The sequence below is a fragment of the Rhizobium sp. P38BS-XIX genome (genome assembly GCF_012641435.1).
Lineage (GTDB): Bacteria > Pseudomonadota > Alphaproteobacteria > Rhizobiales > Rhizobiaceae > Rhizobium.
The window spans coordinates 103,116-117,880 of the sequence record NZ_JABAIJ010000012.1 but is presented as its reverse complement, the minus strand read 5'-3'; the positions used below and the strand labels follow the sequence as shown (position 1 = coordinate 117,880).

Sequence of the window (14,765 nt, the reverse complement as noted above, 5' to 3'; positions counted from 1 at the left end):
CTCAACGCTTGATAAGCAACGCACCATTCGGCAATCGCGCGATCAAGACATTGACCGGTGCCGATCCTGCTGGCTGAAGAACACTGACGTTCAATCCCGCTCCATTCAGCAACAGGACGTTTGATCTGAGATTATTGCCGGACTGGAGGACATTCACATTGCCGTAATTGCCGATCACGCCCGCGGTCGAAATATTGTTGCCGCCGGACTGAAGGTGATACACGCTGTTGCGCATGCCGATTTCCATCGTCTGTGACAGATTGTTTCCGCGGACCATTGCCGATGCTTCCGGCAGGCCGGCAATATTAACCGGCATGGAATGCGATGAAGGGCGATATTGATCCGGCTGCTGCTGCGTCATGCCGTTGCCGAATGTCAGCGTAGTGGTGACCGTAACTGGGACCTGCGCGATGTAAGCGCTCTCGGCGTAGCATTCGCTTGCCATCGGCAAAGTCATTACCGCGATCGCAATGGCGGCGCTTGCAGCCAACTTCGATTGGATCATCCGTTTCATTTTGGTAATCCGCATTGTGACGTACCTCGATCCGTTTCGATCAATAGCGTTGCACTTACTTGTGTCTTATTCGCCAGATTGACGATTGTTGTGCTGAGTAGCCCGTCGGACCCTGGTTGATAGTCGAATTTGCCCTGCTGAATGCTTTGGCTCATACCGCCGGCTCCCTGTCTTACGAGCATCAGCCTGTATGTTCCCGACATTGCCGTAGGTGACATCGCAATTGCCTTCACGACAAGAAACTGTTCCCGCATGCTCGTTGAGATCACGCACTCCACCTGCGCTCGAGATGCTGCCGGCAGGACGCACGAGAAGAAAAAGCTCAGAAGGGCTAGAGATTTCGACAGGCTGACGAATGCGCGTATCTTGCGACGATCTCTCGGTGACTTGAGACGCTCGGCCGCAATGAAGGAGGAGGCGGACATTTCAGTTCGCCTCCTCGTCTCGCTTAGTGCTGGATTGCAATGGCGGTGTTTCTGTAGCCGAACTGTGCGGTCACCGACGTATTCGACAGCCCGCTGGAACTGGTCTGCGAGGTGAGAGCATAGTTTCCGCTGCCGATCTGAATGGTTCGCTGAAGGTTGGAACCACCAACTGGCCACGAGGTCTGGACGCCGGACTGCGACGCGATCGCCGTATTTTGATAGCCGGCCTGAACGATCAGAGAATCGTTGGAGCCGAGCGGGTTGGCGATCTGGGCCGTCATGGCCGTATTGCCGATACCGAATTGCGCGGTACTGGATTCGTTCGAACCGATGAACGAGAGCTGGCGTGTGGTGGCGAAGTTACGTCCGCCCGCCTGGAACGTATCCTGAGAGTTGTTGCCGCCGGCCTGACGGGCAAAGGACATGTTTCCCCACCCGAATTGGGTCGTAGAGGAGTCATTGCCATTGTGCCCGATGACGTCGGACTGCGAGGTAGAGGCGAAATTACCCCTGCCGACCTGCAGCGTCGTCTGGTCGTTGCGGCCGCCGTCCTGGTTCACGAAGGCATCGTTGCCCCAACCAAACTGCATGGTGCTCGAGGTGTTGGAGCCGTGCGAGCCATCGGTCTGGTTGATCGATGCGAAGTTCAGGCCGCCAACCTGCAGCGTATCCTGCGAGTTGTCGCCCTTGGACTGATCGACCATCGCGCCGTTGCCGAAGCCGAACTGGCTGATCGTCGACGCGTTCTTCGCGCCATCACGCTGCATGGTCGTAGCGGTGTTGAAAGCACCGACCTGCAGGGTGCTCTGATCGTTGGTCTTGCCCTTCTGATTGGCAGTCGCGAAGTTGCCGGTGCCAAACTGCAAGATGTCAGAGGTGTTGGACTTTGCCTTGTCCTGACGGGTAACGGCAAAATTGCCGACGCCGCCCTGAAGGGTCAGTGCTTCGTTGTTGCCAGTGGCCTGGCTGACGAATGCGTTATTAAACGCGCCCATCTGACCGATGAACGAGTCATTTTCCACCGGGCCTGCAAGCGTCAAAGACGTGCTTGCGAGCAAAAAGGCGAGCGCTCCGATCGTCCTCATGTGATTCTCCTTAGTTCTCCATCGCGGGGCAAGCGACTATTCACCGCCCTCAAGCATTTTGATAAGCTCTCGACGGGCGGCCGAACAAGAGAACCGTTCGGACGAAAACAACGATACGGGAGTAATCGATCTAAAGGGCAATTACCTCAAAATGAGTAGCAAGTTATCGATGTAATCGCGCGGGAAAGGGAGAGTACTCAGCTTGGATAGGTTCAAATCAATACAAACAACTCTTGCCACAATTCATGCTACTCTTGGGGGAGCCCAGTCGAAGGCTTGCTACATGAGAATGGATTAGTTGACAGTCATGGGTCCGTTTGACAGTCTCGTAGCGTCCGAAGCAATCGTTAAAGTTGAGATTCAGCTTGGAAGAAAGGAGTCGTCCAAACGGCTGCTTTTTGCCACGCCGAGCTTTGTCAACTGGTTGAACGAACGCGTCAGCAAAGATGAACCGTCATCGCTTGGCGCCGTGCTCAGCCCAGTCGAACAGTTGGATTTTCTTTTTTATACATTTGTGTCGGGCAAGCCGCTCATACATTCAAAGCAATTTAGAGCAATCCGGGTCGAGCGAAATGCGGTGTGGGAGCTGAAGACCGTCGATCTGCGCATATTTGGCTGGTTTCCAATGCGCGACTGCTTTGTCGCGGTTTTTGGAGATTGGGCCGATCATGTGAAGGATCACGATCTTTACCGCGGCTATCGGCTGGAGGTGCGCCGCCTGAGGCGTGAGCTTGGCGTAGGGGATGCGTTATGCGTAGAGGGAGTAAATCCGGACGATGTCATTTCGGTTTGAGATAGGCGCGCGTGCACGTGCAGCCAGCCGCTTTGTCGCGAACGTTCGCAGCGACCTGGTTGCCGCAATCCTGGAAAGACGAACGGAGAAAGGCGTTACACAGCAGCAGCTCGCAGAATTGGTCGGCGTCAGCCGGAAGGATTTGAACAGTTATCTCTGCGGGCAAAGGGAGCTTCCGCTAAGGTCGATCGCAGATCTGGCCTGGGCGCTTGACAAGGAAATCCATGTCGAGCTTCGCGACCCCAGCTCGGGGGAGGAGAAAACCCCTCCCGATCCGGAAACACGAGCGTTCGTCTCTCCAGTTTGCTCCGGCGATACCGCCTCTCGCAGTTCCGCGCGTGCAATCCGCACGATTATTGTCCGCACCAAAAACGATCGGGACGAATGAAACAGATGCGCTATGGATATTGTATTTTTTGCGACGATGTTCGCACCGAGATTGGCGAAAAGCTGAGTTTCATCGGCGTCTATAGCGGCGTGCTGACGTTGCCCGATTTTCCCGTTTCCCTGCCGAAGTTCTGCGCCCACGTGAATTTGATCACCTTGGCGACGGAGCCATACCGCTCGATTGTTCTGCGTTGCGTCGGCCCGGGAGATCGGCAGCCGCTTCTCGAGGAACGACTTGAATCGTCCCAGCTCGAAGAGCAGCGAGACCTGTCATCCGACGTGGAGAGGGGTGGCGTTCCGATCAATATCGTTATCGGTGCCAGTCTTATCTTTTCTCCGCTCAGATTGCGTCAGCCCGGCCTGTTGACCATCAGCGCCATCATCGATGACAGGCCCGCGGAAATTGCTTCCCTGCGCGTTGTCCAACGCTGATTGGCTCCGCGTCGATCTCCAATCATCTAAAATCAAGGGCTTCCGGCTCGATGTCAACTGGCTGAAGCGAAGGCAAATCGCTCGGCCATCGAGCGTGCGTACGCCTACCAGCGAAGGACACGTCGACCCAGGAGAAAACCCGCGGCTGTGGCTGCCAGGATTCCGATCGAATACCAGGTCGCCAGAAAGAGCGGGCTGTCGTCCGGGCAATGCCAGGCATAGATTGCAGCGGCAATGCCGCCGGCGGCGAGCCCTGCAATTGCGCCGGCCTTGCCGGGATTTTCGGGAGCGCCCTGGCGGATGGAATAGAGTATGGCAGCCAGGGGCGCGATCGATAGGGCCGGGACGAAAATCAGGCAGAAGACGGAGAAGTGTCCCTTCATACTGGTTGCCCAGGCATCTTCAGGCACGACCATGAGCTCGATAGCAAGCCCGGCGATCAGGATGGCCAAGGGCAGGATCAGCGTCAGCGCCGCTGCGTGAAGCGATATGCCGGGCTTGCCGACCCTGAATGCCAGCCGGGTTGCCGTGATGGCGAGCAGTAACGTCAAGCCGAGCTTGAAGACGACGCGCGGTGTTTCGATCATCTCCGCCATGTTCTTGCGGATACCGATAGTGGAAAGAAGGAATGCCGCGGAAAGCACGACGCCGATCGCAAGCGCGATGGCGAATACGCGGCCGAAGCGGACCTTCACGCGGGAGTCGTTTGTCAGCAGATTGATAAAGTCATCCGTCTTCACGTCTGTCGCTCCGATAAAGGGCCGCCAATCCCTTGAGTGCCCTGTGTAGCGCCACCCGCACGGCGCCTTCCGTCATATTCAGTCTTTCGGCCGTTTCGCGGACGCCGGCGCCACCGAGCGAGATCGACCGCACGATTTCGCGTTGCGGATCGCGCAGTCCCTCCAGCATCCGATCCACATCGATGCGATCGGCGCCGTCATCCTGCTGGTCGACCTCCAGCGTCTCCATGACATCCTCGATCGGTACGTTCACATGGCGCCCGCGGCGGCGAAGGCTGTCGATCAGCTTGTTACGCACGATGGTCGACAGCCACGGGCCGATCGGGCGCGAGATGTCCCACGTCCCGCGTTTCAGATGAACCGCCAGCAGAACTTCCTGAACCACGTCTTCCACCTCGCTGGGCGGCGCACCAAACTGATCGCAGCGCCGCCGGGCGATGGATCGGAGATAGGGTGTCACGGCCTTCAGAAAACGGTCATAGGATTGCGCGTCGCCGGCCATTGCCGCGCGCATCCATGCTGCCCATTCCTCTTCGCGGGCCGAATATTTCATCCGCCACTATCCCCTACGCGCCAGACCACGTTTCTGTTACCGGCATGCCGAAATTTTTTGACGCGGCGCCTATTGAGCGCATCAACGGACAATCGGCAAGGGTGATAAGCCAAGAAAACGCAAAAGCCACCTCGCTCGATGAGCAAGGTGGTTGTTTGGCAGGAAGCGCTGCGGGGTGCCGCCTAGCGATAAACAGCGCCGGCGATGCGGGCGATCAATGCATCGAACGACAAGCGGCCCGGTCCGTAGCGCATGATGGCAAGGGCCATTGCCGCCCAGGTGATATGAACGGGCCAACCATCGGGAACGGTCAGCTCAACGATCAGGGTCATCAACAAAAGGCCAAGGCCGGCAAAGCGCGTGGCAAGACCGAGAACAAGCAGGGTTGGAAAGATGATCTCGCCGCAGCCCGACAGGAACGCCATCGTGGCCGGAGCGGGAAAGGGATAGGGACCTCCGGGAAGATGCAGCATGAATTCTTGCGTAAACAGATCGATCGCCGTGTCGTTCAGTTGAAGGAAGCCGTTCCACTTAAGCATCCCCGAGCGCCAGAACGGCACCGCAAGCGCAATCCGCAGGACCGCCTGAACGATATCCGGTTGGGCCGCGCTACGAACAAGGCCACTCGCCATCGTGACAAGACGCGCCGGTCGTGAAGACAGCCGATCGTTGGGTACGGTATCAAGCATGTTCGACATCTGAGATCTCCATCTCGATATGGGAAAAGGCGCCGGCTTCGACCATCTCGCCAATCGCGAGAGATAGGTCGAAATCGGGACTGACTTCGAGGGCCGCCGCCGCTGCAGCCGCAAGACATTCGCCGCTCATCAGCGCGGCGATAAAGGCGGCGCCTCCGGACGGTAAAAGCCGTATGCTGACCTCATCCTGGTAACGGCAGATCAATCCGTCTTCCGGCCGATCCTTGACCCGATCCACAGGACCACTACTGCGGTTCAAGACGAAGATGGTCACGACCGGATGAGCCGATGACATCAGCCGTGTCGCAGGATGCGGTCGGAAGGTGAGCCCGCCCAGCTTTTCGGGCGGGATAGCACCGAGCGCTGCAAGGGAAACGGCAGGCGCATCCGCGGCGTGATAGGCGTCCAGCCAGGCACGCTCGATCCTCGCCACATCGGAAAGCCATGGCATCTCCTGTGCATACTCATAGCGATCGATGAAATCGGCAAAGTCGCGACCGTATTCAAATAGCAGCGCCGAGGTCGGGGGCGTCTCGCGGATATGGAAACGCGCCATAGCGCGAAAGAAGTCAGGTCCGGTGATGCGCTCGACGGCTGGAAAGATCGAGGCGAGGGCTCCGATCAGGCTGACAGTTACGTTGTTGCGATAGACGTTGTAGCGCTTTTCCGCCCTTTTGCCGTGTGGCCCTACAACTGTCTTCGGGGTCGGAAGTTCCGGAGCCAGCAATCCATCTGCGAACTCCCGGGCGAAATCCGGTGCAGGCCGCCGGATCGTCAAGAGTTCAGCCGACGGCATGGAACGTCTCCCTGTGCTCCGTCATCGTGCGGTCGGCATATCTGGCGAGAATAGCTTCAGCCGCAAGCGCTTCCGAGCGCAGCACAGGCCATTCGGGAATATTGCTGTCCCATTCGATCAGCGTCGGGATCGGCCCCTGGCGGGCAATCACTCTTTCGTAGAGTTGCCATACGGCATCGGCGACCGGCCCGTCATGGCTGTCGATCAACAGCATCTCACCTTCGTCGTCCTCCTGCTCGGTATGGCCGGCAAGGTGGATTTCGCCGACATTGGCCAGCGGAAAGTCACGCAGATATTCCAAGGCCGAATAGCCATGGTTGGTGGCGGACACAAAGACGTTGTTGATGTCGAGCAGCAGGCCGCAGCCGGTGCGCTTCGATATCTCGCGGATGAAATCGGTTTCGCTGATCGAAGATTCCGAAAAAAGCACATAGGTGGATGGGTTTTCCAGAAGGATGGGGCGCCCGATCGTGGTTTGCATATGATCGACATGATCGCAGACATGCGCCAGCGTCGCTGGAGTATAGGGAAGAGGCAGCAGGTCGTTGAGATAGGTATCCATATGCGTCGACCAGGCGAGATGTTCCGAGACCAGGGCCGGCTCGTATCGATCGACGAGACTTTTGAAGCGCTTGAGGTGTTCTCCGTCGAGGGGGTGGGGTCCGCCCAGCGACATGCACACACCGTGAAGGGAAATCGGGTGGTCGCGCCGTATGCGTTCCAGCGCGCGATGCGGCGGCCCACCTGCACCCATGTAGTTCTCTGCATGCACTTCGAAGAAGCCGCGCGAGGCGGCCTCCGCTATGATCGCATTCAGGTGCTCCGGCTTGAAGCTGGTGCCAGTCTGGCCGGCCACCGAAATTGTCGGAAAGCGGAGTGTGCTTTCCATCTCCATGTGAGGATTGGTCGTCATATCGACGTTGACCATGGTCGCCTCCGCTTTCCTGATTTCGGGCTTAGAGATCGCGCTGCAGCGGCTTCAGCGAGCCGTGGCGGCCGCCGGGCAGATCGAGAGAAGCGCAGGTGCCGCCCTGAACGAATTTCCAGGAATTGCCCTGGAAGTCCTTGATCGAGGTTCCCTGGCACGTAGTGCCGGGGCCGGCGGCGCAATCGTTCTGGCCCTTCAGCGCGACGCCGTAGCACTTTTCCTTGTGGGCAGCGATCGCGGCCGAAGCTTCAGCCTTGGTCAGGGGGGCTGCGCCTGCCACGGTGGCGAGCGCGGAGGTGATGGCGCCTGCAAGAATGGCGGTGCTGATCGAGGTCTTCAACATTCATTTTCTCCGTTGCTTATGACGCCCCTTTCAACGGGGCACGTCAGGTACTCGCAGCGGGAATGATCGTTGTTACAGACGTTACAGTAACAAACGCGTGATGCGCTGATGAGGCTTTAAGTGGCAGACGAGGCGCTATTGCCGAAGCGTAATCGTCAGTGTTTTCGCGTGGAACGCCAGGCGGCACTCCACACGCCTTGGCCGACGTCTTCCAATGAAAGTTGGGTAAGCCTGAATGGCAAAACCTTTTACGGCAGCGGTTTCCGGCGCTGCGTATCGATCTTACGACCGTGGCCCTTCAACGAGGCCCGCGAAGAAGGACGCCCCATAAAAGAAGGCATCGTCATTGAAGTCGTACCACGCGCTGTGCAGGATACGGCCATTGTCATCCGGTCCGTTGCCTATCCAGCCATAACATCCGGGGTGGTTCTCAAGCATAAAGGCGAAATCCTCGACGATCATCGTCTGCGACGGGTTCGTTTCGACCCTGTTGAAAACGGACGAGGCGGCGAGTTCCGCCGATCGGGCAGCACCATCAGCGTTGATCAGTGTCGGATATTGTTGAAGGTAGGAAACGTCGCATTGTGCGCCGGTCGCCAAGCTTATGCCCTCGACCACACGTCGGACGCCCATCTCGGCCGACTTGCGGGCCGTGGGCGAGAATGCTCTCACCGTGCCGCGAATGGTCACGGTGTTTGGCAGGACATTGTAAGCGTCGCCGCCATGAACCTGCGTGGCGCTTACGACTATCGCGTCCAGTGGATCGATATTCCGCGCGGAAATCTGCTGGAGTGCGACGATGATATGTCCGGCCGTCAAGATGACATCGACGCCTTTGTGCGGCTGGGCGGCATGCATGCCGGTGGATGAAATGGTGATCTCAAAACTGTCGCCGGATGCCATCATCGGCCCGGCCTTTACGGCAAAGGTTCCGATATCCATGCCCGGCCAGTTGTGCAGACCATAGAGCTCGTCGCAGGGAAATTTTTCAAACAGGCCTTCCCGGATCATGCGGGCCGCGCCGCCATCCGTTCCGCCCATCTCCTCGGCCGGTTGGAAAATGAAGACAACTTGGCCGGCAAAATTTCTAGTTTCTGAGAGATAGCGCGCGGCGCCAAGGAGCATCGCGGTATGGCCGTCATGGCCGCAGGCGTGCATGACGCCCTTGTTTTTAGACCGGTGTGCGAAATCGTTGCGCTCTTCGATCGCAAGCGCATCCATGTCGGCTCGAAGTCCGATCGAGCGCGCGCCTTCACGGCTTCCGTGAAGAACGCCGATAACGCCGGTTCCGCCAATGCCTTCCGTCACTTCGATTCCGTTGGCGCGAAGCGTTTCGGCAACGAAGCCGGCGGTTTCATGCTCTTGATAGGACAGTTCGGGATTGGCGTGGAGATGATGTCGCCACCGGATCATGTCGTCGCGAAATTCGGCTATTCTGTTCGAGATAGGCATCGCTATTTTGTCCCGTTCTGCATGTCGTGATGCGCCAGACGCAAATGCTCGCTCAATGCTGCAACGGCATCGTCTTCGTTGCCGTTCCGGCATGCCTGAAGCAACCCGCGATGTTCGGCGGCCGATTTTTCCGGGCGGGCAACGATCGAGGTTGCGATCACTTCCGCAAGCGCGGATGCCTTGTTGAGCTGCTGGATGGTATTAAGCAGCGTCGGGCGGTTCGACGGGGCGTACAGGGCATGGTGAAACTCCCAGTTCAGCTCGGAGAGTCTCGATGGCTTCTGCTCTCCCTCAGCAGCATCGAGCGCCATTTCCGCCTTGGCAAAGTCGAGCTTGGTGTGGTGTCCAAAGGCGGATCTCAGCGCAAGCGGCTCCAGCAGCAGCCGCATCTCGAAGAGGTCGCGGGTCATTGCCTGGTCGATCAGCGGGATTCTTGCGCCCTTGAAGCCGATCATCTCGACCAATCCGTCTTCGGCAAGCGACTGAAGCGCGTGCCGAAGCGGCGTGCGGCTAACACCCAGCTGTTCCGAAAGCGCTTCCTGGCGGAGAGGTTCACCTGGATGAAACGTCCCGTTGAGGATCAGCGCCCTGATCTCTTCGGTAATCGCCTGTGCTTGCGTCTTTTTAGTATCCGATATCATAATTGTATCCAATACTGATTTTAGAAGCTGTTGTCAATTGCTGGAGCGAGGAGATTGAAATTGCATCGCCGGTTGCAGCAGAAAGGTGAATCCTTCTGGCTCAAGCGCGCCACAAGGTGTTATCGTCAGGCAAAATCCGCCTCTCTGGCGCCTGTTCAAGAACGTGCCTTTCAGGCATTTCGGCAGCCGCCCGCATTGTGTCGCTGTGAGCTTCTGGATCTCAAATCGGGTGCGGCTTGTGAAATATTTTCACAAGTGTTTGGACGCCGTCACGGTTTGTCAGTGATGCTTTTCGCACCATGTTTTGCACGAGCATATTTCAAAAGGAGCAGGCAAAATGGACTTGAAGCTGACAGGTAAGACAGCGCTGGTGACGGGATCGACGGCCGGTATCGGTCTTGCGATCGCAAAGCGGCTGATCGAAGAGGGGGCGACGGTCATCATGCCAGGTCGTTCCCAAACGAAATTGGATGAGGCAACCAAGGAGCTGGAAGGCATCGCGAAGGGAAAGGTTCGGCCGATCGTCGCCGATGTCGCCACGGCCGAAGGCGCCAAGGCGCTTGTCGATGCGGTCCCGGACGTGGACATTCTGATCAACAACCTCGGCATCTATGAATCGAAGCCATTTGAAGACATCACGGATGACGATTGGCGTCGCTTCTTCGAGATCAATGTTTTAAGCGGCGCAAGATTGGCCAGATCGTATTTCCCGGGAATGCTGAAACGCGATTGGGGTCGGGTGATCTTCATCGCCAGCGAATCCGGCGTTCTCGTGCCCACGGACATGATCCACTATGGAATGACCAAGACCGCACAATTGTCGATTTCACGCGGATTGGCAGGGCTGACCAAGGGGACCAACGTGACGGTCAACACCGTCATGCCGGGCACCACGCGCTCTGAAGGGATCGAGGATTTCCTCAAGAGCGTTGCCGCCGATCCGACGGCGCCCATGAAGGATATCGAGGCACAGTTCTTTGCCAAGGACCGTTCCTCTTCGCTGATACAGCGAATGATCGAGGCCGACGAGATCGCGACCCTGGTGGCCTACGTTGCCAGTCCCTTGTCCGCCGCCACCAATGGCGCAGCCCTTCGCGTTGACGGCGGCATCACGCCAACCATCGTCTGAGATCAGGCTGGAGGCCGGATTCCGATTTGCCTGATGTCATCGAGTGAGCCGATCGGCCACTCGATGAAAATCCAAGGAATTCGGTCTTCACCCCGAGATGTTCGGCATCGTTTGCCAGCGCGGTGGCTTAGCACGGATTTGAGGAACGCTTGGCTCGGTCGCCGCTTCCAGGTTGGGTTGTGAAGTCCAAGATTTCGCACTTGTCGTGATGTTGCCGGACCTTACTTGTCTTCGCTGAAATTCCCTTCGGGAGTGCAGAGGAGACAGATCAGAATGTTCGATACGCCAGCGGAAGCCCACCAGATCATCGAGGAGCGGTTTTCGAAAGATCAGGTCGAGATGCTGCTCAAAGGGCTCGGAAGCGTCATCACGTTTTCGGTTGGCGGCTCCGATGCCAGAGGCTCAACCCGCATCGGCGGTACACCCGATCTCCCGCGCGGTATGGATTGGCCGCGTCGGCCCATTCCTCAGAATATCGACGAAATCGCCAAGCGGTCTGGTGAACCTTATGACAAGGAGTTGCGTGACCATCTGGCTGGCGGTCTCCCTTATGCATTCGTTGCCCAGGTCGACCTGAAGGAGGCGTCGAGCATGGAGGGAGCGGCGGCCATCCTCCCGAGTGAAGGGCGGCTTCTTTTTTTCTACGATATGATCGCCGGACCGTTCGATACCGGCACGCAGTCGGCGCGGGTGATATGGGATCAGAGCCCGGCCGACGGTCTTGCGCCGGCAGCGGAACCGGATGCACTCGCACAGGCCGCTGCCGCCTGGCGCAAAAGTGTCGACGATGCAAACAAGCAATATAACCTGAAGCCTCAACCGCGTGGTCCGGGCGCCGCCGAACCCGGAACCCCTTATGGCGGCCCGGCTCGGCCGATGACGCTCAAATCGTCCCTGCAGTTGCCGCCGCCGATGGCGCTTGAATTCGAAGCGACGGGTCAACTGGCGAAAACCTATTTTGCAGATCGTTCGGTTATCGGGGGAGCCCAGGCTTTCAGTCAGGCCTATAGCGAGCTGTCCGGCGAATATGATCCCGTCAATCAGTTGCTTGGGCTGCCGGCGCCGGTTCAGGATGACCCGCGTTATGACGCGGTGGTGGTCAGCGAGTTCAACAAGCAGTCGCTCACTGGCGATGATTGGACCAAAAACAAGGCGGAGATTTTTCGCAAGGCGGCAGACTGGCGTCTGCTTTTGCAAATCGACGTCAGCGACTTGATGCAGGAAAGCGGGGAGGGCACCGTCTATTTCCTGATCCGGGGAGACGACCTGGAGAAACGCAATTTCGACCGCGTCGTTGCCGTCTATCAACAGACCTAAGAATGGCAAGGGGGCTGGCCCGGCTGGCGTGATGTCCTAGATCATACACAGGCAGACGCGATATCGCGCTTAATGCTTGCAGGCGGAAAGGATGCCGGATGATCTATGATGCCGTGGTCGTAGGCTCGGGTTTCTCGGCGATCGCGACGGTATGTAATCTCATAGAGCTCATGCCGTCTTCCGCCTCGATTGCCGTTGTTGGCGATGATCCCGGATTTGGGCGCGGCACGGCCTACCGCACGGAACTTCATCTGCACCGGTTGAATGTGCCGGCTGGCCGCATGAGCCTTTATCCCGACCGGCCCAATGACTTCGCGGATTGGCTGCGTGCTCGCGAGCGCACGTTGGGCGCAGGGGATTTCGCATCCCGCCAGGACTATGGCCTCTATATTCGCGACAGCCTGGCGGAACTTCTGAGGCACAAGAAGCCGCGTTGCCGGGTCGACGTCATAAAGGCGAAGGCGACGGGCTGCGTCGAACGATATGGGGCCGTGCTCGGCTTTCAGCTTGATAACGGCAACGAAATCGCCGGTCGAAACGTCGTTCTGTGTCTTGGCGTCGGAAACGCGAAGCTGCCCGTCGATCTCTCGCACCTGTCTGCGCCTGCACGCTCGCACGTCATCGAAAACCCATGGCGGCTCTCCTGGCTGAGGCGTGTCCAGGCCGCGGATAGCGTCTGTATTCTCGGATCCGGACTGACGATGATCGATCAGGTCCTGGCTCTCTCCGCGCATGGGTTTACCGGGGCTGTGACCGTCCTGTCCCGTCGCGGTCTTGCGCCACTCAGCCATGTCAGAGCGCCGAAGCCGGCACTGGACATCGATATAGCCGCCCTGCCGACCCGCATGAGTTTACTTTTGCACACCCTGCGCGCCGAGGGCAGAGACGCCGATGATTGGCGCCAGGTCCTCGATGGGTTGCGTCCGCAGACAAAGGCCTTGTGGCAGCGATTGCCGGTCGAGGAACGCCGCCGTTTCCTGCGCCACGCATTGCCATGGTGGAACATCCATCGTCATCGCGTCGCACCCGATGTCTTCGCGAGATTCGACGCGATGGTCCGCAGCGGCCAGGTTTCTATCCGTGCCGGCTATCTGCTTGATGTCGAAGAGACCGATCGCCTTACGCTGCATTATCGCAGGAGAGGGACGAGTGAGGTTGTGTCGCTGGGGGCGGATTGGATCGTGAATTGCACCGGAATGGAGCGCGCTGGCCTGGCGCATTCGCCTTTGCTGAACGAAATGCACCGTCAGGGCTTGATCGATGCGGATCCTCTCGGGCTTGGAATTGCAGTCGATAGCGGGTCCCGCATCGTGCATGACAAGAGCAGCGCTCCGGCCATTTATGCGGTGGGCGCACTCACGGCCGGCCAGTTTTGGGAAATCACGGCCGTACCCGACATTCGCGTACAGGCGCAGAAAGTCGCGCAATCAATTGCCGAGACCGTGATGTAAGCGGCGCGCCTGGCCCTCGTGGGGAGATCTGCCCCGCACGATGTCTTGGCCAATTGCGCTCAGGCGGCAAGTTGCTTCACAAAATCAATGATCAGCGTGGATATTTCAGTTGGCCGTTCCTGCTGGAGCCAGTGTCCTGCGCCCGGGATAACATGAGATCCACGCAATTTCGGGACGAGGGTCGGCATGGCCGCGATGATCTGATCCATGCCGGGAATGGCAAGGCCCGTATCGCGTTCGCCGATCATGAAAAGCGCGGGAATGTCGATGAGCTGACCGACATTGGCCTGCTGCAGTTCCCAATTGCGATCCAGATTCCTGTAGTAATTGAGGCCGCCGGTAAACCCGGACACTTTGAATTCTTCGACCAGCCTCTCGAAGTCCTGCACGGAAAGCCAATCGGGAAGTGTTGCCGGATCGGGCAGGTTTGCGAGCAATCCCATCTTTCGGGACACCATTCCAAAGGGGGTGGGTGTGTTGTCGCCCGGCTTTCTTGGGCCGGCTTCACCGCTTGCCGCAAAGAGCAGCTTGCGCAGCGTCATGGCGATGTCTCGATTGAATTCCTCTTCGGCCAGTCCCGGCGTCTGAAAATAGAGAGTGTAGAAAAGCTCTTCGTCGTTATGCGGAAAGATTTTCGTCGGCGGAACGGGAGGCCGCCCCATCATCGGAACGCTTAGTGCAACGACGGCTCGAAATCGATCGGGACGCAGAAGAGCCGCCTGCCATGCGATCGTCGCTCCCCAATCGTGCCCAACGATAACAGCCTTTCTTTCTCCCAAGGCATCCATCAGCGCAATCATGTCGCCAACGGCATGAAAGGTGGTGTACTGGTCCTCTCTTTTCGGCGCGCCCGAGTTCCCGTAGCCCCTCATATCGGGGGCAACGGCGCGGTAGCCGGCATCCGCAAGCGCGGTCACCTGATGCCGCCACGCATATTTGGTCTCCGGAAATCCGTGGCACAGCAAAACCAGAGGACCAGTGCCTTCGTCCAGAATGCTCATGTCGATAGTTCTGGTCTTGACGAGCGTCTCTTTCATGGAAGCCTCACGATTTGTTGCCTGTACAGTTGGAATCGAGATGA

Annotated in this window: 17 protein-coding genes; 5 read left to right on the top strand and 12 right to left on the bottom strand. The window is 58.2% G+C overall.

Translation table 11 applies throughout. The features are described 5' to 3' along the window. Position 1: 1 nt before the first annotated feature. From HGP17_RS28475 to HGP17_RS28465, 3 genes are read right to left on the bottom strand one after another with little or no spacing between them, the layout of a single operon-like run. Positions 2-514, bottom strand: a complete 513-nt coding sequence (locus HGP17_RS28475) for a hypothetical protein (protein WP_168814344.1) — start codon at positions 512-514, stop codon at positions 2-4. After that, a complete protein-coding gene (csgH, locus tag HGP17_RS28470; protein ID WP_168814342.1) occupies positions 511-939 on the bottom strand; it encodes a curli-like amyloid fiber formation chaperone CsgH in 429 nt (142 codons plus the stop codon). The genes HGP17_RS28475 and csgH overlap by 4 nt, the downstream gene beginning before the upstream one ends. A 23-nt stretch (positions 940-962) precedes the next feature. After that, complete coding sequence (locus HGP17_RS28465) at positions 963-2,024, bottom strand: hypothetical protein (protein ID WP_168814340.1); 1,062 nt, start codon at positions 2,022-2,024, stop codon at positions 963-965. A 307-nt stretch (positions 2,025-2,331) separates the two neighbouring features. On the opposite strand from HGP17_RS28465, the gene HGP17_RS28460 reads away from it, so the two are divergent. Together HGP17_RS28460 and HGP17_RS28450 are read left to right on the top strand one after the other, a co-directional pair. Continuing rightward, positions 2,332-2,817 carry a hypothetical protein gene (locus tag HGP17_RS28460; RefSeq protein WP_168814452.1) on the top strand — a complete coding sequence of 162 codons (486 nt, stop codon included), beginning with the start codon at positions 2,332-2,334 and terminating at the stop codon, positions 2,815-2,817. 384 nt (positions 2,818-3,201) lie between these two features. Further along, positions 3,202-3,636: a hypothetical protein gene (locus HGP17_RS28450; protein ID WP_168814336.1), complete on the top strand. Its 435-nt coding sequence runs from the start codon at positions 3,202-3,204 to the stop codon at positions 3,634-3,636. Positions 3,637-3,740: 104 nt separating this feature from the next. Here HGP17_RS28450 and HGP17_RS28445 read toward each other — a convergent pair whose 3' ends face one another. The 8 genes from HGP17_RS28445 to HGP17_RS28410 all read right to left on the bottom strand — a co-directional run bounded on the left by HGP17_RS28445 (position 3,741) and on the right by HGP17_RS28410 (position 9,787). Beyond that, positions 3,741-4,376, bottom strand: a complete 636-nt coding sequence (locus tag HGP17_RS28445; protein ID WP_168814334.1) for a DUF1109 domain-containing protein — start codon at positions 4,374-4,376, stop codon at positions 3,741-3,743. Then, on the bottom strand, positions 4,363-4,929 hold the full coding sequence (locus tag HGP17_RS28440; RefSeq protein WP_168814332.1) for a sigma-70 family RNA polymerase sigma factor: 567 nt from the start codon (positions 4,927-4,929) through the stop codon (positions 4,363-4,365). The genes HGP17_RS28445 and HGP17_RS28440 overlap by 14 nt, the downstream gene beginning before the upstream one ends. A gap of 182 nt (positions 4,930-5,111) precedes the next feature. Continuing rightward, complete coding sequence (locus HGP17_RS28435; protein ID WP_168814330.1) at positions 5,112-5,627, bottom strand: DoxX family protein; 516 nt, start codon at positions 5,625-5,627, stop codon at positions 5,112-5,114. Beyond that, positions 5,611-6,423, bottom strand: coding sequence for a DNA-binding domain-containing protein (locus HGP17_RS28430; protein ID WP_168814328.1), 813 nt, complete (start codon positions 6,421-6,423; stop codon positions 5,611-5,613). The genes HGP17_RS28435 and HGP17_RS28430 overlap by 17 nt, the downstream gene beginning before the upstream one ends. Then, positions 6,410-7,351, bottom strand: coding sequence for a DUF692 domain-containing protein (locus HGP17_RS28425; RefSeq protein WP_205926170.1), 942 nt, complete (start codon positions 7,349-7,351; stop codon positions 6,410-6,412). Before HGP17_RS28425 ends, HGP17_RS28430 begins: the two co-directional genes overlap by 14 nt. A gap of 28 nt (positions 7,352-7,379) precedes the next feature. Next, positions 7,380-7,694, bottom strand: a complete 315-nt coding sequence (locus tag HGP17_RS28420; RefSeq protein WP_168814325.1) for a DUF2282 domain-containing protein — start codon at positions 7,692-7,694, stop codon at positions 7,380-7,382. Positions 7,695-7,976: 282 nt separating this feature from the next. Then, positions 7,977-9,146 (bottom strand): M20 aminoacylase family protein, encoded by a 1,170-nt coding sequence (locus HGP17_RS28415; RefSeq protein ID WP_168814323.1) that lies wholly within the window; start codon positions 9,144-9,146, stop codon positions 7,977-7,979. Between the two features lie 2 nt (positions 9,147-9,148). After that, a complete protein-coding gene (locus HGP17_RS28410) occupies positions 9,149-9,787 on the bottom strand; it encodes a GntR family transcriptional regulator (protein WP_168814321.1) in 639 nt (212 codons plus the stop codon). 337 nt (positions 9,788-10,124) lie between these two features. Between HGP17_RS28410 and HGP17_RS28405 the strand changes: the two genes are divergently transcribed. The 3 genes from HGP17_RS28405 to HGP17_RS28395 all read left to right on the top strand — a co-directional run bounded on the left by HGP17_RS28405 (position 10,125) and on the right by HGP17_RS28395 (position 13,684). Next, positions 10,125-10,916 (top strand): SDR family oxidoreductase, encoded by a 792-nt coding sequence (locus HGP17_RS28405; protein ID WP_168814319.1) that lies wholly within the window; start codon positions 10,125-10,127, stop codon positions 10,914-10,916. Positions 10,917-11,189: 273 nt separating this feature from the next. Next, positions 11,190-12,233: a DUF1963 domain-containing protein gene (locus HGP17_RS28400; RefSeq protein ID WP_168814317.1), complete on the top strand. Its 1,044-nt coding sequence runs from the start codon at positions 11,190-11,192 to the stop codon at positions 12,231-12,233. Between the two features lie 98 nt (positions 12,234-12,331). After that, entirely contained in the window at positions 12,332-13,684 is a 1,353-nt protein-coding gene (locus HGP17_RS28395) for an FAD/NAD(P)-binding protein (RefSeq protein ID WP_168814315.1), read from the top strand. A gap of 59 nt (positions 13,685-13,743) precedes the next feature. On the opposite strand, the gene HGP17_RS28390 is transcribed toward HGP17_RS28395, so the two are convergent. Further along, positions 13,744-14,721 (bottom strand): alpha/beta hydrolase, encoded by a 978-nt coding sequence (locus HGP17_RS28390; protein WP_246704264.1) that lies wholly within the window; start codon positions 14,719-14,721, stop codon positions 13,744-13,746. Positions 14,722-14,765 lie beyond the last annotated feature (44 nt).

What these genes read in the sequence shown, in the direction of transcription:
- HGP17_RS28475 (WP_168814344.1), bottom strand. Translation starts at nt 514, where the DNA reads ATGAAACGGATGATCCAATCGAAGTTGGCTGCAAGCGCCGCCATTGCG.
- csgH (WP_168814342.1), bottom strand. Translation starts at nt 939, where the DNA reads ATGTCCGCCTCCTCCTTCATTGCGGCCGAGCGTCTCAAGTCACCGAGA.
- HGP17_RS28465 (WP_168814340.1), bottom strand. Translation starts at nt 2,024, where the DNA reads ATGAGGACGATCGGAGCGCTCGCCTTTTTGCTCGCAAGCACGTCTTTG.
- HGP17_RS28460 (WP_168814452.1), top strand. Translation starts at nt 2,332, where the DNA reads ATGGGTCCGTTTGACAGTCTCGTAGCGTCCGAAGCAATCGTTAAAGTT.
- HGP17_RS28450 (WP_168814336.1), top strand. Translation starts at nt 3,202, where the DNA reads ATGAAACAGATGCGCTATGGATATTGTATTTTTTGCGACGATGTTCGC.
- HGP17_RS28440 (WP_168814332.1), bottom strand. Translation starts at nt 4,929, where the DNA reads ATGAAATATTCGGCCCGCGAAGAGGAATGGGCAGCATGGATGCGCGCG.
- HGP17_RS28435 (WP_168814330.1), bottom strand. Translation starts at nt 5,627, where the DNA reads ATGTCGAACATGCTTGATACCGTACCCAACGATCGGCTGTCTTCACGA.
- HGP17_RS28430 (WP_168814328.1), bottom strand. Translation starts at nt 6,423, where the DNA reads ATGCCGTCGGCTGAACTCTTGACGATCCGGCGGCCTGCACCGGATTTC.
- HGP17_RS28425 (WP_205926170.1), bottom strand. Translation starts at nt 7,351, where the DNA reads ATGGTCAACGTCGATATGACGACCAATCCTCACATGGAGATGGAAAGC.
- HGP17_RS28420 (WP_168814325.1), bottom strand. Translation starts at nt 7,694, where the DNA reads ATGTTGAAGACCTCGATCAGCACCGCCATTCTTGCAGGCGCCATCACC.
- HGP17_RS28415 (WP_168814323.1), bottom strand. Translation starts at nt 9,146, where the DNA reads ATGCCTATCTCGAACAGAATAGCCGAATTTCGCGACGACATGATCCGG.
- HGP17_RS28410 (WP_168814321.1), bottom strand. Translation starts at nt 9,787, where the DNA reads ATGATATCGGATACTAAAAAGACGCAAGCACAGGCGATTACCGAAGAG.
- HGP17_RS28405 (WP_168814319.1), top strand. Translation starts at nt 10,125, where the DNA reads ATGGACTTGAAGCTGACAGGTAAGACAGCGCTGGTGACGGGATCGACG.
- HGP17_RS28400 (WP_168814317.1), top strand. Translation starts at nt 11,190, where the DNA reads ATGTTCGATACGCCAGCGGAAGCCCACCAGATCATCGAGGAGCGGTTT.
- HGP17_RS28395 (WP_168814315.1), top strand. Translation starts at nt 12,332, where the DNA reads ATGATCTATGATGCCGTGGTCGTAGGCTCGGGTTTCTCGGCGATCGCG.
- HGP17_RS28390 (WP_246704264.1), bottom strand. Translation starts at nt 14,721, where the DNA reads ATGAAAGAGACGCTCGTCAAGACCAGAACTATCGACATGAGCATTCTG.